Here is a 19063-nt window from a genome sequence, read left to right on the forward strand (position 1 = left end):
CCCTCATTTCCCGGCCCGGATCCGCGGATCCAGAATGGCGTTGACGATGTCGGCCAGCGTGGTCGAGGCGACAAAGATCAGGGTGGAAAACAGGACGGACCCCATCACCACCGGGTAGTTGCGGGTGGTGATACTGTCGATCACCAGCTTGCCCAGGCCGGGGCGTGAGAACACGATCTCGGTGAACACCGCCGCCGACAGCAAAAACCCCATGCCGACCCCGATCACCGTGACCGTGGGCAGGATGGCCAGCCGCAGCGCATAGCCGAACACAATCCGCCGCTCGGGCAGGCCAAAGGCGCGCGCGGTGCGGATATGCCCCTCGCCCATCACCTCCAGCATCGAGGCCCGCACCAGCCGCGCGATATAGCCGACCCAGCTGAGACCGATGGCCAGGCTCGGCAGCATCAGATGATGCAGCTGGTCACCCCAATCCCCCGCATCCCCTGCCCCGATGGCCGGAAACCATTGCAGCTTCACCGCAAAGATCAGAAGCGAATAGAGCGCCACCACAAAGGCGGGAACCGCGATCACCGAGACCGACAGGATGCCGGTCAGCCGGTCGCCCAGCGAGTTGCGGTTCACGGCGGAATAACAGCCCAGCGCCACCCCCAGAACGGCCGACCATGTGATCGAGAACAGGATCAGCACCAGCGTATAGGGCACCTGGTTCAGTACGATATCCGTCACCGGTCGGTTGGAAAACACATCCATCCCCAGATCGCCGCGCAGCATGTTGGTAAAGAACAGGCCGATCTGGACGATCAGCGGCCGGTCCAGCCCCATCCGCGCCTCCAGCGCCGCGCGCATCTCGGGCGTGGCGCGCGGCCCCAGCATGGTGGAGACCGGGTCGCCGGGGATCATGTGCACGATCAGGAACAGCGAGGACACGGCCAGAACCGTGATCACCGCCGCCAGCCCGATCCGTTTGAAGATGAAGGACAGCATGGGGTACCCCGTCTTTCAGGGAAAAGGAGGGGGGCACAGATCAAACCTGCGCCCCCAACGGCCTCGGGGAGAGGTCTCAGGCCGTGCCGAAGTAGCGGTAGAGCGGCAGCCCATCGGGCCGCAGCGCCGGGGTGACACTGTTGCGATAGATCACCGGCGTCGCCTCGTGGGTCAGGAACTTGTAGGCGCCGCTTTCCTCCATCAGGTCCTGGGCGCGGGCATACATCGCCGCGCGCGCGGCCGGGTCGCCCTCGGACTGCGCCGCCAGGTGCAGCTTGTCGAACTCTTCCGAGCGGAACCGCTCCCAGTTCCAGACACCCGCCTGCTCGGTGATGAACCACGAGGTCGCGTAATACGGATCCGGCGTCATCGAATAGCGGTTCAGCACCAGTTCCAGATCCTCGTTCGAGCCCAGTTCCCAGAAGGTCGCGCCCTCGTGCAGGCGGATTTCCAGCGTGACGCCGATGGCCGCCAGATTGGCCTGGATGATCTGCGCCGCCGTCACGTTGGCCGATTTGTTCAGCACGTCGATGGCAAGTGAAACCCCGGCCTCGCCGGACTCGGCCATCAGCGCCTGCGCCTTGTCCAGATCCGCCGCCACACCGGTCAGCGGTGCGTCGCGATGTCCGGCCAGACCCGGCGCGATGATCCCTGTCGAGGGTTCCGCCGCCCCGAAATAGGCCGCCGCCATGATCGTCGGCACGTCGATCGCATGCTGGATCGCCTGACGCAGCTTCAAGTTGCCCAGCTTGGGGTTATCGAGGTTCATGCCGACCCAGACATAGTAGAGCGACGGGAACTCCTCCAGCGTCGCCCCCGCGATCGGGTTCGACTTCAGCCGCTCGACACTGTCCAGGCTGACGCGGGTAAAGTCGATCTCGCCCGCCTCAAAGGCGATCTCGGCGGCCTTCTCATCGTCGATGTGATAGATCTGGATCTCGTCAAACGCGGCCGGGTCGCCCTTCCAGTCGGGGTTGCGGCGCAGGGTTGTTTTCTGTTTCGGCTCCCAGCCCGCATGCAGATAGGGGCCCGAGGTCGCCACCGGCTGGGTGTCGATCTTGCCGCCGACGCTGTCAAACGCGGCCTTGGACACGATATTGCCCGCGATATAGGGCAGCGTGATCGACCACAGCGGCTGGAACGCGTTCTTCAGCACGATGGTGCCGGTCCGCTCGCCCGTCACCTCGACATGGCTGAGCGGCCCCCAGTCGGGCTTGTTGGTCGATTCCAGCGCGTCGTCGATGATCCGCTCGAACGAGAACTTGACGTCCTCGGCGGTCATCGCGCCAAACCCATTGGTGAACCCGATATCGTCGCGCAGGGCAAAGTTGATATGGGTGTCGTCTGCCTGTTCGATCATCGCGGCGGCATCCAGTTGCCAGCCCCATTCGCGGCCCGGCTTGTACTGGATCAGCTTGTTGTAGATCGCGGCGTGGATCTCCTCGTCCACCACCCCCTGGCTGAAGGCCGGATCCATCGAGCGGATATCGGCATAGGTGCGGGTTTTCAGCACCCCGCCCGATGCCTGCGCCGGACGCGCAGGCAACAACCCTGCCGCCGCCAGGCCACCCAGCGCGCTGGCGCCTTTCAGAAAGGACCGGCGGGGCAACCCGACACGTGTCCAGGAAATGTTGGCTCCGTTCATCTCTTGTCTCCCTGTCAAGATATCGCGCCGGTTCTGCGGCGGAGTCGGAGCGATTGAGACGCCAAGCCGGAATTTCGCGCAATTGAGCGGGCAGACGCGATCTGACGCGACTTTATGCTGTTCAGCATGCAAATCGCTCAATAAACTGGGCTGAAACCCTAAGGGAGTTCGCGGGAATGGAGACCGACAGCTTTGCGGCCAATCTCAGACTGTTGTGCTCGACCGAATCTTCGGTTTCCGCGCTTTGCCGCCGGATCGGGGTGAATCGCCAGCAATTCAATAAATACCTGAGCGGCGCGGCGCGGCCATCGCCCGCCAACATGCGCAAGATCGCCGTGCATTTCGGGGTCAGACAGGCAGAGTTCCTGCTGCCGACCGAGGAATTCGAGGCGCACCCCTCGGTCGCGGGCAAGCTGGCGGGCCCCCAGGTGCCTCGTCCGGACGGGGGCGGTTTCTATTCCGCCTTTCGCGGTCAGACCCTGCCGCTGCGCCGGTATCTGGGCTATTACCTCAGCTATTTCCTGACCCAGACCTGGGAAAACTCGATCGTCTGCGCGCTGGTCTGCCTGGACGAACACGACGGGTTGATCCGCAGCCGCTCGCTGGAACGTTCGATCGACCCCGACGATGGCAGCCTGTACCTGTCGAAATATGACGGGCGCGTGGCGATGCTGGGCAATCGCATCTTCGTGATGGAATATCAACGGTTGGCGCGGGATGCGCTGGTCGAAACGGTGCTCCATCCCGTCGGGCGGGGGCAGCTGCAATATCTGCGCGGCACGACATTCGGCATCAGCAGCCGGCAGAGACTGCCCTTCACCTCTCCTGTGGTGTGGCGCTATCTGGACGATTTCACCTCGTTGCGCGACGCAATGCGCCAGGTCGGGCGATATGACATCAACTCGGCCAAACTCGACCAGCGGGCCCGGTCGATCCTGCTGGGCGCCCGCGAGGCAAATGCCGAGGGGTTTGTGATGCCGGGGCGGCCCGGATAGCCGCACAACCGACAGCCCGCCCCAAGGGTGGCGCGCTTACCCCGCCCCCATCAGCGGGCGCAGGCTGAGCGTTGCCGCCACCCGGCGCCCTTCGACCAGAACCGAACAGGCCCGCTGACCGAGATCGCGGCGCCCGCCGCCCTCGGGCGGCGAGACCATTGCCAACCCGATGGCGGTGCCGGTCTGGGCACTGAAGGCGGCGCTGGTGACAAACCCCGCAACGGAATCGCCCATCAGGACCGGCTCGTTATGGTGCAGCAGCGCGTCGCCCTCGGCCAGCCGGACCGAACAGAGGAACGGACCCGCGCCCCCGGCCTTGCGCTCAAGACAGGCATCGCGCCCGACAAAGGGGACCGCCTTGTCCGGTTTGCAGACAAAGCCCAACCCGACCTGATGCGGCGCCTCGGTATAGGCCATGTCATGGCCCCAATGGACAAAACCCGCCTCGATCCGCAGCGCGTTCAGGGCCTCGCCCCCCACCAGCCGCAGGCCAAGGGGGGCGCCTGCCTCCATCAATGTCTCGAACACATGTTCGGCGAAATCGGGGGTAACGAAGATCTCCCAGCCCAGATCGCCCGTATAGGACAGCCGCTGGGCAAACACCGGGGCATGGCCGATGTGGAAATGGGCAAGGCTGTTGAACGGGAAAGCCGCATCCGACAGGTCGGCATCCGACACCGCCGCCAGAATCGCGCGCGATTTCGGACCGCAGAGCGAGAGCACCCCAAAGGACGCGGTGACATCGCGCAGGCGCACGTCCTCTTCCGGCTGGACCAGTCTGCGCAGGTGGTCGCGGTCGCGCCGGGTATGCGAGATCGCGCTCATCACCATGAAACTGTCGGGACCGTGGCGGGCAACGGTCACGTCGCTTTCGATGCCGCCGCGCGCGTTCAGCATCAGCGTATAGGCCAGCCGCCCCTCCGGCAGGGCCATGTCGTTGGTGCAGGCGCGTTGCAGAAACGCCTCGGCGTCGCGCCCCTCGACCATCAGCTTGCCCAGCATGGAATAGTCGATGAGGCCCGCCGCGCCGCGCACCGCGCGCTGTTCGGCCTGGACATGGTCGAACCAGCCGGGACGAAAGAAGGAATGATCATAGACCGGCGTTTCACCGCCGGGGGCGAACCAGCCGGGGCGTTCCCAGCCCTGCACCTCGGCATAGGCCGCACCATGGGCCTTCATCGCGTGGTAGAATGGTGTACGCCGCAAACCTCGTGCGCTTTCCCGTTGCCGCCCCGGCCAGTGCATCGCGTAAGTCAGCACCAGCGTTTCAGGACAACGTTCCTGCAGATAGGGATCGCGGGCTTGCCACTCCTCTATCCGGGCGGGGTCCATCTCGGACAGGTCCATCGTCGCGTGGCCTGCCATGATCCAATCGGCGAGCGCCTTGCCCGCGCCTGATCCAGATTGGATACCGGTGGAATTGACCCCGGCCAGCACGAAGTACCCCTTGAGATCGGGCGCCTCGCCCAGGGTGAAGCGGCCATCATGGGAATAGCTTTCAGGTCCGTTAAAGAAGGTGCGTATGCCGGTTTCCTGCAGGATGGGCACGCGGTTCATGGCAAGTTCCAGCACCTCCATCACGTCATCCTCGACAAAGGGCAGGCTGTCGAATTCGAAACTGTCGGGGATACCGCCGGTGGCCCAGGGTTTGGCCTGGAAATGGGCGAAACCGAACAGCAGCTTGCCTGCGTCCTCTTTCCAATAGGTGCCGTCGCAGTAAGAGCGCAGCACCGGCAGGTCGGCGGGCAGGTCCGGGATCGGCTCGGTGACCAGATAATAATGCTCGCAGGCATGGAGCGGCACGCCGACACCGTTCTGGCGGCCCAGATCACGCGCCCACATGCCGCCGCAGTTGACCACGAAATCGGCGGTGATGGTGCCGTGATCCGTGCGCACGCCGGTCACGCGACCATTGGCGGTCAACACCTCTTCGACCTTCACGTTCTCGCGGATCGTGGCGCCGTATTTTCGCGCGCCCCGCGCCAGCGCCTGGGTCAGGTCGACCGGGTTGGCCGACCCGTCCGAGGGCATGTGGATGCCGCCCAGAACGCCCTCGGCATTCATCAGCGGCCAGCGCTCGGCAATCTCTGCCGTCTCCATGTAATGCGCCTCGACCCCGAAAAGGCGCGCGAAATCGGCCTTGCGCTTCAGCTCGGCCATGCGCTCGTCATTCAGCGCGATGGATATCGAACCCGATTGGCGGAAACCGGGGTTCTGGCCGGTCTCCGCCTCGATCTCTTGCAACAATTCAACGCCATAGCTGGCAAAGGCGGTGGTGGCATGGCTGCCCTGCAATTGCCCGACCAGCCCCGCCGCGTGCCAGGTGGTGCCGCTGGTCAGCGTCTTGCGTTCCAGCAGCACGACATCGCTCCAGCCGCCCTTGGCCAGATGATAGGCCACCGAGCAGCCCATGATGCCGCCGCCGATAATGACGACGCGGGCCCTGTCGGGAAGCGGAGTGGTCATTTGCTTGATCCTGTCTTGAAATTCGGGGATTGGGTGCGGTGGGTCAGCCGGACGCGAACAGGCGACCGGCGCCCTCTGGCACGCCGCCAAGGCTCGCCAGCCGCATCAGGTGCCAGGCCAGAACCTGGTTCGAGGCGATCACCGGCTTGCCAATCCGCGCCTCGGCCTCGGCGATCACACCGAGTGCACGCAAGCTGGTGCAGGAGACAAAGACACCCTCCACCTCGTCACGCGCGCCGATGGTCGCGACGGCGTCAAGGATGCTCTGGGCCGAGATCCGGGCCACGGTGAAATCGTCGGACTGGTTGAAAGAGGCAACCGCTACGGTTTCGAACCCCGCGGCGCGCAGATTGGCCTGCATTTCCAGCGTCACCTCGGGCGGATAGGGCGTCAGCAGCGCGATACGGCGCAGACCGAGCGCCGAGAGCGCCGCCTTGCACGCCGTGATCGGGTTCGAGGTGCGGGCGCCGGGATGTACCGCGCGGATCATCTCGTCCACGCGGGCCTCGCCGATCATCGTGGCGCCCGAGGTGCAGGCATAGCCGATGGCGTCAAAGCCGAAAGACGGCGGCAACAGCTGGGCGGTGCGCGGCAGATCGGCCTGCATCTGGCGCAGGGTCTCGGGCGAGACCTCCATCGCGTTGGGGATGCGCGCATGATAGAGCGCCACGCCCTCCCCCCGGAACAGGTGGGCGAACTCGTGCTCGATGGTCTGATCGGTCTGCAACACGATCAGGCCGATCCGGGCCCGCTGGCCAAGTCCGGCATCGGTTTCGAACGCGAGCGTTTCGATCACAGAGGGGGGAATCACAGAGGGGGGAGAGGACGCGGCGTTTTGCATGGCTACATCATCGCCCCAGCGCCAGCGCCATCCGACCCCTCTTGTTGCGCAAAGAAGGACGTGCCCTTGGGCACCGCCGGAAGCTCCATCTGGTAAGCGGTACAGCGCACCCGGCCCGAGGCCTCGCCGCGCACCAGTTCATGGGTGAGCCGGCTTGGCAGGTGGTTGGGGCTCAGCTCGATCGCGTCCTCGGCGTAATAGGTGGTGATGTAGAGCGTGCGCGGCTGGTCCGACAGATTGGGCGCCGAACCATGCAGCAGGCTGGCATGCATCAGGCAGACCGACCCCGCCTTGCCGGTGCATTTGACGATCCTGTCACGCTCTGCCTCGACGATCGCGTCATCCACCGCGCCGGTGAACACACCGTTGTGCCAATGCGAATGGATCGGTCCCTTGTGGCTGCCCGGGATCACCTCGAGCGGGCCGTTTTCCAGCGTCACGTCGTCGAGGAACAACAGGCAGGTGATCATGTCGTCATTGGTCATCGGCTGGAACGGGAAATCCTGATGCCATTTCACCTGTGTGGCCGATCCGGGCAATTTGGAATTCACCTTGCCATGGTGAAAGCGAAGGTCCGGCCCGATCAGTTCGGCGCAGTAGTCGACTGTGCGCGCCGTGCGCATGGTCTGTGCATACACCTCCGAGACCTCTTCGGGCGATTGAATGCGGCGCAGGGCGGGCTTGTCGGCGCTGTGGCCCGGTTGCAGGTCGAACCGTGCGCGACCGTCCTGCGTTTCGCCGAAATCGTCGTCATGGGCGCGGCTTTCCTCAACCCAGTCTTCGAAAACGGTCCTGAGCGCGGCCAATTCATCAGGCGACACCGCATCTTCGACAACCAGCACGCCGTCGCGCCAGAACGTGTCCTTTTGCTCCTGTGACAACAGTCCCATTGCCTTTCCTCCCTGTTGGGCCCGGCCGCGCCGGGGGTGAGATTATCGGCGCCAATCGGGCGCCATGCCGCGCGACGGACCGACACCGGAGAGGCTCTGCCATTTGTCAGTCGGTCAAAACTGGTATATACCAGATTGACTCGATGTAACGGCGAGTCTGCCCGCTCAGTCAAGCTAAAAAATCTCCTTGCTGAATCTGGTATATACCAGATACGTTGAAAGAAAATTTCGGGAATCAGATGAACGACGCAACACCGGATCAAACTCGGGCGGGGACATCCCGCGGGACACCGCGATTTCAGCAGGTGGTCCAGGACATCAAGCGCCGCATTGCGGATGGCACCCTGCCGGAACATGCCGCGTTGCCCTCGGAGCGCCGCATCGCCGAGGAAACCGGCATCAGCCGGATGACCGCACGGCGCGCACTCGACGCGCTCGAGGCCGAGGGGCTGGTCTATAGCGAGGACCGCCGCGGGCGTTTCGTCACGCCCAAACGTGTCAGCTATGACGTTTCGAACATGGTCAGCTTCGTCGCCGATGCCGAACGCCGGGGCGCTGCGCTGGGGATCGAGGTGATCCGGGCGCGGCTGGACCAGGCAGACGCTTCGTTGGCCTCGCGGCTGGGACTGGAACCGGGCGCCCCGATCTATCAATACACCCGCCTGTTCCGTCAGGATGGTCACGCGATTTTTGTCGAGACCGAATATGTCGATGCCGGACGGTGCCCCGATTTCCTGTCCCACGACCTGCATCAATCCACCACCCGCCTGCTCGACAGCCAGTACGATCTGGTCGCGCATACCGGAGATATCATGATCCGGATGCGCGGCGCCCATCCCGAAGAGACCCAGTTGCTGGGATTGGCGCAAAGCCAGTCGGGGATCGAACTGACCCAGGTGATCCGGGACGCATCCGGGCGCCCTTTCTGTTTCGGTCGCCAGTTCTGGCGCGGTGAACTGGCAGAGTTTTCGGCCCGCGCCATTGTCGGAGGTTTTACCCATGGCTGACAGTCCCATGCGCGGCTTCGCCCCCGCGGAATTTCAGGCCCGCACGGCGCGGGCGCAAGACAGGATGGCGGCACAGGGGCTGGACGGTCTGCTGCTGATGACCGAACCCGAGTTGCGCTATTTCAGCGGCTTTCACACGTTGTTCTGGCAGAGCCCAACCCGGCCCTGGTTCCTGTTCGTGCCCGCCAGCGGCAAGCCCATTGCGGTGATCCCCGAGATCGGCGCCGAACTGATGCGGCGCGGCTGGCTGGACGATGTGCGCACCTGGCCCGCGCCGCGGCCACAGGATGACGGGATCAGCCTGTTGACCGAGCTTTTGTCGCCGCTGGCCGCGCGCGGCGCGCGATTGGGCGTCATGAAGGGGCATGAGACGCTGCTCAGGATGCCGCTGGGCGATTGGGAACGCCTGATCTCCGCCCTGCCCGGCCTCGAGATCGCCGATGCCACCAGCCTGGTGCAGGGGCTGCGCATGGTCAAGACCCCCGCCGAGATCGAGAAGCTGGCCCATATCTGCGCCATCGGCTCGGCCACGTTCGAAGCGGTGCCACAGTTCGTGTCCGAGGGGATGCCGCTGGACACCGTGTTTCGCGAATTCCGCCGCGCGGCAATCGGGTTGGGCGCGGATGACGCGCCCTATGTGGTGGGCGCCGCCGATCAGGGCGGCTATGCGGATGTGATCTCGCCGCCCTCGCAACGGCCCCTGCGGGCGGGGGACGTACTGATGCTGGATACCGGCTGTACCTGGGACGGGTATTTCTGCGATTTCGACCGCAACTGGGCGATAGGCCGTGCCGATGATGCCGCGCGCCGCGCCTATGACGTGCTGTGGCGCGCCACACAGGCCGGGATCGACGCCGCGCGCCCCGGCGCCACGTGCCGCGACCTGTTCCAGGCCATGTCCGCCGTCATCGCCGAGTTGGATGACAGCGGCGGCGATATCGGGCGGCTGGGCCACGGGCTGGGCATGCAACTGACCGAACAGCCCTCGCACGCGGCCTTTGACACCACCGTGCTGCAAGAGAACATGGTCCTGACCATCGAGCCCTCGCTCAGCTACGGCGACGGGCTGATGATGGTACACGAAGAGAATATCGTGGTGACCGACGGGCCTGCCCGATTGCTGACCAACCGCGCCGCGCCCGAGTTGGTGATCTTACAATGACCCGCATGCCCGCATCCGATCCCCAATTCGGCCACGCGGCGCCCCGCTCGACGACGGGTGGTTGGAGAGACGATCACACAACTTCAGAAACTCTGAAATTTCTTTCAAAGGTTTCAAATTGCTTTGAGAGGACACGCTCTCTAGCCTCGGTGCGGGTGTAAACGTCCCGAAACCCGCACTTGGACAAGGCCAGGGACGGCAAAAAACAAATCACCAACAGGAGAAGACCATGAACAATCCCATCACTCTGGCCAGAAGCGTCATCGCCGTCGCGGCCATGACCACGGCATCGGCCGCATGGGCCGAATGTGGCGAGGTCTCGCTGACCGAAATGAACTGGCCCTCGTCCCAGATCATCACGCATACCGCCAAGTTCCTGATGGAACAGGGCTATGGCTGCACGGTCGAGCTGGTGCCCTCGGCCACCGTGACCTCGGTCGCGTCGCTTGCCGAGAACGGCGAGCCCGACATCGTGACCGAACTTTGGCTGAACTCGGCCGGCGAGCCCTATCTCAAGCTTGAAGCCGAAGGCAAGGTCGAGCGTCTGGCCGAGGTGTTCAATCCCGGTGGCCTCGAAGGCTGGTGGATTCCCTCGTACCTGGCCGAGGCGCATCCCGAGCTGAAGACCGTCGCCGACATCCTGGCCAACCCCGAATTGGTCGGTGGCCGGTTCAACAACTGTCCGGTGGGCTGGGGTTGCCGGATCGTCAACGACAACCTGATCACCGCGCTGGGCATGCGCGACAAGATGGAGATCTTCGATCACGGTTCGGGCGAGACGCTGGCCACCTCGATCGCGGCGGCCTACGAGGACAAGACCCCCTGGTTCGGCTATTACTGGGCGCCCACCGCGGTTCTGGGCAAATACCCGATGACCCAGATCTCGATCGGCGATATCGACACGGATGTGCATCTGGCCAACCAGTCGGCCGAGAATGCCAATCCGGGCGTGTCGGACTTTCCGCCGGCGCCGGTGCTGACCGTCGCGACGGCAGCTCTGACCGAACGGGCGCCGGACGTGGCCGAGCTGATGCGCAATCTCAGCTTTGACATCGACGTCATGAACGCCGTGCTGGCCTGGAAAGACGACAACGGCGCCTCGGCCGAAGAGGCGGCGGTCTATTTCCTGAGCAACAACTCGGACATCTGGGCAGGCTGGGTCAATGACGCGGCCCGCGAAAAGCTGGCCGCCCTGATCAAGTAATCTGGAACTGCCGCCGGGCCGCCATTGGCGCCCCGGCGGTTTCCACACCCGCCGTCGCGCACCCGGCACCAGACGGGAACCGTCCGAGACAACCGTGAAAGGGGCTCGTTCTCATGGCCACCTATGACTTTCTGTTCAACAGCCTTGGCTTGCGCGACTGGTGCGATGCTGGCAAATCCGGCGAAGCCACGCTGTCGATGGCCGATCTGCTGGCCAAGGCAGGTGGCAAGACCGAGACCACCCTGTTCAATCTGCCCTTTCCCTCGCTGGACGAACTGAACAAGGCCTGCGCCGCCTTTGCCAAGTCACGCGATGTCACCAAAGGGGTCGAGGACGCGTTCCTGGCGGCCAAGGGCGCGCTGCGCTTCGTGCTGGACCCGCTGACGCAGCCGCTGAGCTGGATGCTGGAATTCGCTCTGGCCACTTTCGAGGCGACGCCCTGGTGGATCATGATGCCGCTGCTGGCGTTGGTGGTCTATTTCGCCTCGCGCTCGATGCGGCTGGTGGGCTTTGTCATGGCCTGCCTGGTGTTCCTGGCCTTTGTCGACCACTATGACCACGCCATGCAGACGCTGGCGATCATCTTTGTCTGCGCCTTTCTCTGTGTGCTGATCGGAGTGCCCATCGGCATCGCCATGTCACGCAACGATCGGCTGCAACGCATGACCATCCCGATATTGGACATGCTGCAAACGCTCCCCTCTTTCGTCTATCTGATCCCGCTGATCTTTCTCTTTTCGGTGACCGAGCCCAAGCTCTACGGCATCGCCATCATCCTTTACGCCATCGTTCCCGTCATCCGCCTGACCGATCTGGGGATCCGGCTGGTGGACAAGGACGTGATCGAGGCCGCCGACAGTTTCGGCATGACCGACCGGCAGAAGCTGTTCGGCGTGCAGATCCCGCTGGCCCTGCCCAATATCATGGCCGGGGTGAACCAGACCATCATGATGAGCCTTGCCATGGTCGTCATCGCCTCGCTGGTCTCGGCGCCCGGCCTGGGGGTTCTGGTCCTGCGCGGCATCCGCAACCTTGAACTGGGTGTCGGCCTTGTTTCGGGCCTGGGCATCGTGCTGCTGGCGGTGATCCTCGACCGGGTCACCAAGGCCGCGCTCAACCGCGTCAACGCCGCGCAACAGCACTGAGGGACACGGGAATGAGCGACAATATCAAGGTTTCGATCCGCAACCTCTACAAGATCTTCGGGGCCGATCCGAAAGCGGCGCTGAAACATGTGCTGGACGGCATGTCCAAGGCCGATCTGCTGAAACAGCATCGCCACGTTCTGGGGCTGCGCGACATCAATGTCGACATGCGCGAGGGCGAGATCACCGTGATCATGGGCCTGTCGGGCTCGGGCAAGTCGACGCTGATCCGCCACCTCAACCGCCTGATCGAACCCACCTCGGGCGAGGTGCGGGTCGATGGCGAGGATGTGCTGGCCTATGACGAGGAACAGCTGCGCAACCTGCGCCGCGAAGTCATGTCGATGGTGTTCCAGAAATTCGCCCTGCTGCCGCACAAGACCGTGGCCGAGAACGCGGGCACCACGCTCAAGGTGCGCGGCGTGGCCAAGCGGGACTATCTGGTCGAGGCCGACAAATGGCTGGATCGGGTGGGGCTGCATGGCTATGGCAACCACTATCCGCACCAGCTGTCGGGCGGCATGCAGCAGCGGGTCGGGATCGCGCGCGCGCTGACCTCGAACTCGCCCATCATGCTGATGGACGAGGCGTTCTCGGCGCTCGATCCGCTGATCCGCACCGACATGCAGGACCTGCTGCTGGAATTGCAGACGGAGTTGCACAAGACCATCGTCTTTATCACCCATGACCTGGACGAGGCGCTGAAACTGGCCGATCACCTGGTCATTCTCAAGGACGGCTATGTCGTGCAGCAGGGAGAGCCGCAGCATATCCTGCTCAATCCGAACGATCCGTATATCGAGGACTTCGTCAGCGACATCAACCGGGCCCGCGTGCTGCGGGTCCGCTCGATCATGACACCGCTCGACGGCCAGCCGGTACCGCCCGACGCCCATGGCGAGGTGGGCTATGACGATACGCTGGAAAGCATGATCGCCCGCTCCGGCGGCGACACCTCGCATCGCTATGTGGTGATGCACGATGGTACCCCGGTGGGAACGCTCGACATGACCCATCTGGTCAAGGCGCTGGTTCCGCGCGTCGCCTCGGACGCGAGCGCGCGCAAACACTGACGGGTCGGGCCTGGTGGCCGTCGCGGCAGGACGCGGCGGCCCCTGTTCGTTTGCGCGATCAGCCCTCGCGCCGATAGGTGACAGCGCCATCCATAATCGTCACCATCGCGGCGGCCTGAGTGATCTCGTCGGGGGCCAGCGCGGTCAGGTCGTGGCTCAGCACGGCAATATCGGCCACCATGCCCGCTTGCAGCCTGCCCTTGCTGTCCTCGTTGAACTCGACCCAGGCATTGTCGCGGGTATAGCTGGCCAGAGTATCCATCAGCGACTGGCTCTGGTCCGGCCAGTCCGGACCGAGATCGAGCGGCGCGATGGCGGCGCGGATGCTGGGCATCACATCGACCGGGATCACCGGCCAGTCGGTCGAGAACACCACCCGGGCCCCCGTCTTGCGGATGGTCTGCCAAGCATAGGCCCCCGCGATCTGGTCGGGATGCAGGTATTGCCCCACCGCGCCGGGCGGGAAGATATGGCCTCGCGGCGCGTGGCCCGGTTGCAGCGAGGCGACGATATCCAGTTCCGCCAGCCGGGGGATGTCGTCGGGATGGATCACCTCGATATGTTCGATCCGGTGGCGGCTGTCGCGCCTGCCATTGGCACGCCGGGCCGCTTCGAGCGCATCGATCGTGCGCCGCACCCCGGCGTCGCCGATGGCATGCACCGCGATCTGGAAGCCCAGCCGGTCAGCCTCGACACAGCAGGCGGTGAAATGCTCCTGGGTAAACACCTCGTCGCCGGTATTGCCATTGGCGCCCAGCTCGCCCGGATAGGGCCGCAGCATCAGCGCGGTGCCGCTTTCGACCACGCCGTCGATGAACATTTTCAGGTGGTTGCAGCGCACCTTGTCGCCGCGATAGGCGGCGCGCATGGCGGGCGCCTCGGCCGTCATCCGCTCTAGCGGGTCGGTGCCTTTCATGTGGAACGGCACTTCGCAGCGGCAAAGCAACCGCCCCTCGGCCTCGAGCTCGGTCAGCAGTTCGAGCTGATAGCGGTTGCCGTCCATCAGGTGCAGCCCGGTGATACCCTGCGCGGCGCAATGGGCCAGGCCGCGGGCGATCACGTCCTTGTCGCGGGCGCGCTGTTCGGGGGTGGCGGGCGGCTCGGGGTCCTTGCCGGTGGTCAGGCCCAGCATCTCGCGCCCGCCATGGCGGGTCAGGCCCAGGATCGGGCCATAGGCACCGGGTTCCAGCAACTCGCCATTGGCCAGACCATCCTCACCCATCACGATGAGCGAACCGGCATCGACCTCGCCCCCCTGGAGCAGGCCGGTCGCCTCGAGCGCGGCGGTATTGGCCCAGACGGTGTGGTGATCGGGGGCGAACATGGCCAGCGGGCGATCGGCCAGAATACTGTCCAGATCATGGCGTGTCAGGGTGTGGCCGGTGCCGAGGATGCCGTAGTCGGCCATCACGCAAAAGACGAGTGCGTCATCGGGATTGGCCTGTGCATAGGGTTGAATGGCCGCGCGCATCGCGTCCAGACCCTTGACCCCGTAAAGGCTGAGGCAATCCAGCTCGACCGAGCCGCCGAAGAGATGCACGTGGCTGTCGATAAAGCCGGGCAGCACGGTACCGCCCCGCGCGTCGATCAGCCGGGTCTCGGGTCCGGCCAGCGCCAGGATCTCGGCATCGCTGCCGACGGCGGCGATCACGCCACCCTGGATCGCCAGCGCCTGTGCTTGCGGCTGGGCCTCGTCAAAGGTGATCAGCGATCCGTTGTGAATGATGATGTCGGCGGGCATGGGCGGGCTCCGGTAAAAAAAGAGCGGCCCCGTCCGGGGACGGAGCCGCAGGGTGGTTATTTCTGAAGCTCGGTCCAGATCGCCGTATAGAGCTTGGTCGCCTCGGGCGGGCAGGTCTTGGACACAAAGGCCGCACCTTTCAGCGCGTCGGGCACCACCACTTCGGGGGCCGTTTTCATGTCCTCGGGCATATAGGCCTCGGACCCCTTGATGCCGTTGGCATAGCGGGCAAAGGCCGACAGCATGGCCGCGTTTTCCGGATCCATGATGAAGTTGAGGAAGATCTTGGCCTCTTCCACGTTCTTGGCGTCGCTCAGGATCGCGGCATTGTCCATCCAGACCGGGAAACCCTCTTGCGGATAGCCAAAGGCGATATCGGGGTTCTGGTTGCGGGCCCGGAACGAGGCGCCGTTCCAGTTCACGCCAGCGGCCAGGTCGCCCTTGGCGTATTTCTCGATATTGCCGTAATCCATCGACAGCCAGTGCGGCTTGGCCGCCTGCAGGATGTCGCGCGCCTTTTTCAGGATTTCCTTGTCGGCGGTGCATTGCTCCCCGCCCGCATAGCGGATGGCCAGGCCCATGACGTCGTTCATCTCGGGCACCACGTTGATCTTGCCCTTCAGCTCTTCGGGCGGATCAAAGATCAGCGCGGCGGTGTTGATGTCGCCACCATAGACCGAGGTGTTGACGGTGATGCCAACCGTGCCCCATTGCCACGGAACCGTATAGTTGCGGCCCGGATCGAATTCCACATCGACCCATTGCGGGTCCATATGCTTGAAATTCTCCATCTGGTTGGGCTTGCTTTCCATCAGCAGCCCCTCGCCCACGAAGATCGGGATATAGGTCCCCGAGGGCACCACGATGTCGAACCCGTGCCCGCCCGCCTTGATCTTGGCCAGCGCGGTGTCGTTGCTGTCGTAATCGGTGATCGTGACCTTGATGCCGGTCTCGGCCTCGAATTTCTCGATCATTTCGGGCGAGGTGTAGTTGCCCCAGTTGAAGATGTTCAACTCGCCCTCCGCCAGCGCGGGGCCGGCCAGAACGAGGGTCAGTGCCGTCAGTGCCTTTTTCATCAGTACTCTCCCTTTGGTGTTTTACTTTCTGAATTTGCTCAGCAGCGTGTAAGCGATCACCATGGTGATCGAGATGCCCAGAAGGGCGGTGGAAATCGCGTTGATCTCGGGCGTCACCACGCGGCGCAGCTGGCCCAGCATATAGGTGGGCAGCGTGTCCTGACCGGCGGATTTCACGAATTCGGTGATCACCACGTCATCCAGCGAGATGACAAAGGCCAGCATGGCGCCCGCCAGGATACCCGGCCACAGCTGCGGCAGGGTCACCCGGCGGAACACCTGAAACGGAGGGGCGTAAAGATCGGCGGCGGCCTGTTCCAGGCTCAGATCCATGCCCTGAAGCCGCGCCCGGATCGGCAGATAGGCAAAGGGGATGCAAAAGGCCGAATGCGCGAGGATCAGATAGGCCAGCCCGGTATAGCCGGTGGCGACCTTGATCATCGCGAAAAAGATCAACAGCGCCACGGCGGTCACGATCTCGGGCACCATCAGCGGCTGGTTGATCAGGGCAAACACCGCCGTCTGCCCCCGGAACCGCCGCGTGCGGGTGGTGGCCAGCGCGGCCAGCACCGCAACCGTGGTCGAAATGCCCGAGGCCCAGAGCGCGACGACCAGCGAGCGCAGCGTCGCCTCCTGTACCTGCTCGTTCTCCCAGGCCGAGGCGTACCAGCGCCACGAGAAGCCCTCCCAGATGGCGATCGAGGTGCCGGCGTTGAAGGAATAGACCACCAACAGGATGATCGGCATGTAGAGCATCGCGAAACAGGCAAAGGCGATGGTGGTGAAGCCGGTCTGCTTGCGGATGTCAAAGACGCGCTCAGCCATGGTGGGCCTCGTCATTGCCGGCGGCGCGCACATAGGCCAGCAGCGCCACCATCACGATCGCCAGCAGCGTGATCGACAGCGCCGCGCCCAGCGGCCAGTTGCGGCCCTGCCCGAATTGCAGCTCGATCAGGTTGCCGATCATCAACTGGTTGCCGCCGCCCATCACGCGCGGCGTCACATAGGCGCCCAGCGAGGGTACGAAAACAAGGATCGACCCCGCGATCACCCCCGGCTTGACCAGCGGCAGGATCACCCGGCGCAACACCTGGAGCCGGGTCGCATAGAGGTCATAGCCCGCCTCGACCAGCCGGAAATCGAACCGTTCCATCGAGGCATAGATGGGCAGGACCATCAGCGGCAGATAGACATAGACCATGCCCAGCAGGATCGAGAATTCGGTGAACAGCATCTGGATCGGCGCGTCGATGATGCCCAGCGCGATCAGAACGGTGTTCACGGTGCCTTCGTTGCGGATCAGCTCGAGGATGGCAAAGGTGCGGATCAGCAGGTTGGTCCAGAACGGGATGATGATCAGCAGCATCCACAGGTCACGCTGCTTTTTCGGGCGCGTGGCAATGAAATAGGCGGTGGGAAAGCCGAAGGCGAGACAGGCCAGCGTGGTCAGCGCCGACAGTTTCACCGACCGCCAGAAGATGCTCAGATGCGCGTCCGACCATCCCAGCGTGTCATCGAAAATGTCGCGCTGCATGAAGACGTTGAACCAGGCATCGAACGAGAGCTGCCATTCGACGCCGCCATAATCCCCTGGGCTGAGAAAAGAATAGACCAGCGTGATCAGCAAGGGTCCGCTGGCGGCCAGAAGCAGGATGGCCAAAGCCGGCATCAACAGCAGCCAGCGGTTGCGGGCCGCGCGGCGTGCCGTGATATCCGGTATCTCCGCCATCGCTCAGTCCCTCAGCACCTGGGCGACCTCGGCAGGAAAGCACACCCCCACCGGATCACCGGTGGCAAATCCCGCCGTGCTGTCGGGGCTGTTCTGCTGGCGCAGCACAAAGGTTGTCCCGTCTTCGAGGGTCACGTGAAAATGGGTGTCGGTGCCGAAATAGACCGCATCGCTCAGCACGCCCGCAAGCAGCCCTTCGGCGGGCGTGCCCAGGCGGGCATGTTCGGGGCGCACCGCGATGGTGACACGGCCGTTGACCCCTTGGGCGGCACGGGCGGCAATGGTGCGCCCCGAGCCCAGTCTCAGCGTTGCCGCACCGTCCCTGTTCTCGACCACATCGGCTGACAGGAAATTGGTATCACCGATGAAATCGGCGACAAACCGGTCGGCGGGATGGTCGTAGATCTCGCGCGGGGAACCGATCTGGCGGATGGCGCCATCGGACATCACCGCGATCCGGTCCGACATGGTCAGCGCCTCTTCCTGGTCATGGGTGACAAAGATGAAGGTGATGCCGGTCTCGGTCTGAAGGCGCTTGAGTTCAAGCTGCATGTTCTTGCGCAGCTTGAAATCCAGCGCGCTCAGCGGCTCGTCCAGAAGCAGCACGCGGGGCTTGGGCGCCAGCGCCCGGGCCAGCGCAACGCGCTGTTGTTGACCGCCCGAGATCTGGCCGGTCTGCCGGTCGGCGAGATGCGACATCTGCACCAGTTCCATCATCTCGCCCACGGTCTGGCTGATCTCGGCCTTGGGCCTGCCCAGCATCTCCAACCCGAAACCGATATTCTCGGCCACCGTCATGTGCGGAAACAGCGCATAGCTCTGGAACACGGTGTTGATCTGGCGCTTGTAGGGCGGCAGGTCCAGCAGGCTCTGCCCGAACATCTCGAGCGTGCCCGAGGTCGGATGCTCGAACCCCGCGATCAGCCGCAGGATCGTCGTCTTGCCGCAACCCGACGGGCCAAGCAGCGTGAAAAACTCGTTGTCGGCTATGTCGATCTCGACACCGCTCAGGGCCTCGACCGGCGGATTGCCCGGATACACCTTGCGCAAGGCACGTGCGCTGATCGCGTTGGTCAAATGCGCCCCCCATCTGGTCGCGGCATCCTGACGGATACGTCATTCACTTGATGATTGCCCCAAA

The 19063-nt window shown here is 64.1% G+C and carries 16 protein-coding genes; 6 read left to right on the forward strand and 10 right to left on the reverse strand.

What is annotated here, in order from left to right:
• Positions 1–3: 3 nt before the first annotated feature.
• Both AC2FLM_RS01590 and AC2FLM_RS01595 read right to left on the reverse strand, forming a co-directional pair.
• Complete coding sequence (locus AC2FLM_RS01590; RefSeq protein WP_496855043.1) at positions 4–948, reverse strand: ABC transporter permease; 945 nt, start codon at positions 946–948, stop codon at positions 4–6.
• A 76-nt stretch (positions 949–1024) separates the two neighbouring features.
• On the reverse strand, positions 1025–2593 hold the full coding sequence (locus AC2FLM_RS01595; protein ID WP_496855045.1) for an ABC transporter substrate-binding protein: 1569 nt from the start codon (positions 2591–2593) through the stop codon (positions 1025–1027).
• Between the two features lie 176 nt (positions 2594–2769).
• On the opposite strand from AC2FLM_RS01595, the gene AC2FLM_RS01600 reads away from it, so the two are divergent.
• Entirely contained in the window at positions 2770–3588 is an 819-nt protein-coding gene (locus tag AC2FLM_RS01600; protein ID WP_496855047.1) for a helix-turn-helix domain-containing protein, read from the forward strand.
• Positions 3589–3624: 36 nt separating this feature from the next.
• On the opposite strand, the gene AC2FLM_RS01605 is transcribed toward AC2FLM_RS01600, so the two are convergent.
• Genes AC2FLM_RS01605 through AC2FLM_RS01615 form a run of 3 tightly spaced genes read right to left on the reverse strand, consistent with a single transcriptional unit; the run spans position 3625 to position 7785 of the window.
• Positions 3625–6054, reverse strand: a complete 2430-nt coding sequence (locus tag AC2FLM_RS01605) for a GcvT family protein (protein WP_496855049.1) — start codon at positions 6052–6054, stop codon at positions 3625–3627.
• A 43-nt stretch (positions 6055–6097) separates the two neighbouring features.
• Positions 6098–6895: a maleate cis-trans isomerase family protein gene (locus tag AC2FLM_RS01610; RefSeq protein WP_496855051.1), complete on the reverse strand. Its 798-nt coding sequence runs from the start codon at positions 6893–6895 to the stop codon at positions 6098–6100.
• A gap of 2 nt (positions 6896–6897) precedes the next feature.
• Entirely contained in the window at positions 6898–7785 is an 888-nt protein-coding gene (locus AC2FLM_RS01615) for a phytanoyl-CoA dioxygenase family protein (protein WP_496855053.1), read from the reverse strand.
• 305 nt (positions 7786–8090) lie between these two features.
• Here AC2FLM_RS01615 and AC2FLM_RS01620 point away from each other — a divergent pair, with 305 nt between their 5' ends.
• The 5 genes from AC2FLM_RS01620 (at position 8091) to AC2FLM_RS01640 (ending at position 13376) form a co-directional block, all read left to right on the forward strand.
• Positions 8091–8792: a GntR family transcriptional regulator gene (locus tag AC2FLM_RS01620; RefSeq protein WP_496855055.1), complete on the forward strand. Its 702-nt coding sequence runs from the start codon at positions 8091–8093 to the stop codon at positions 8790–8792.
• Positions 8785–9954 carry a M24 family metallopeptidase gene (locus tag AC2FLM_RS01625; protein WP_496855057.1) on the forward strand — a complete coding sequence of 390 codons (1170 nt, stop codon included), beginning with the start codon at positions 8785–8787 and terminating at the stop codon, positions 9952–9954. Before AC2FLM_RS01620 ends, AC2FLM_RS01625 begins: the two co-directional genes overlap by 8 nt.
• 229 nt (positions 9955–10183) lie before the next feature.
• Positions 10184–11158, forward strand: a complete 975-nt coding sequence (locus AC2FLM_RS01630; protein WP_496855059.1) for an ABC transporter substrate-binding protein — start codon at positions 10184–10186, stop codon at positions 11156–11158.
• Between the two features lie 113 nt (positions 11159–11271).
• Entirely contained in the window at positions 11272–12303 is a 1032-nt protein-coding gene (locus AC2FLM_RS01635) for an ABC transporter permease (protein WP_496855061.1), read from the forward strand.
• A gap of 11 nt (positions 12304–12314) precedes the next feature.
• Positions 12315–13376, forward strand: a complete 1062-nt coding sequence (locus tag AC2FLM_RS01640) for a quaternary amine ABC transporter ATP-binding protein (RefSeq protein WP_496855063.1) — start codon at positions 12315–12317, stop codon at positions 13374–13376.
• A 58-nt stretch (positions 13377–13434) separates the two neighbouring features.
• Here AC2FLM_RS01640 and AC2FLM_RS01645 read toward each other — a convergent pair whose 3' ends face one another.
• The 5 genes from AC2FLM_RS01645 to AC2FLM_RS01665 are packed head-to-tail and all read right to left on the reverse strand — an operon-like array spanning position 13435 to position 18999.
• Positions 13435–15117: an amidohydrolase gene (locus tag AC2FLM_RS01645; protein WP_496855065.1), complete on the reverse strand. Its 1683-nt coding sequence runs from the start codon at positions 15115–15117 to the stop codon at positions 13435–13437.
• Positions 15118–15173: 56 nt separating this feature from the next.
• Positions 15174–16193: an ABC transporter substrate-binding protein gene (locus AC2FLM_RS01650; protein ID WP_234140802.1), complete on the reverse strand. Its 1020-nt coding sequence runs from the start codon at positions 16191–16193 to the stop codon at positions 15174–15176.
• Between the two features lie 21 nt (positions 16194–16214).
• On the reverse strand, positions 16215–17018 hold the full coding sequence (locus tag AC2FLM_RS01655; RefSeq protein WP_234140800.1) for an ABC transporter permease: 804 nt from the start codon (positions 17016–17018) through the stop codon (positions 16215–16217).
• Positions 17011–17922: an ABC transporter permease gene (locus AC2FLM_RS01660; RefSeq protein WP_496827671.1), complete on the reverse strand. Its 912-nt coding sequence runs from the start codon at positions 17920–17922 to the stop codon at positions 17011–17013. The genes AC2FLM_RS01655 and AC2FLM_RS01660 overlap by 8 nt, the downstream gene beginning before the upstream one ends.
• A gap of 3 nt (positions 17923–17925) precedes the next feature.
• Positions 17926–18999 carry an ABC transporter ATP-binding protein gene (locus AC2FLM_RS01665; RefSeq protein ID WP_496855068.1) on the reverse strand — a complete coding sequence of 358 codons (1074 nt, stop codon included), beginning with the start codon at positions 18997–18999 and terminating at the stop codon, positions 17926–17928.
• Positions 19000–19063 lie beyond the last annotated feature (64 nt).

This window comes from Ruegeria sp. SAZD011 (assembly GCF_059612545.1).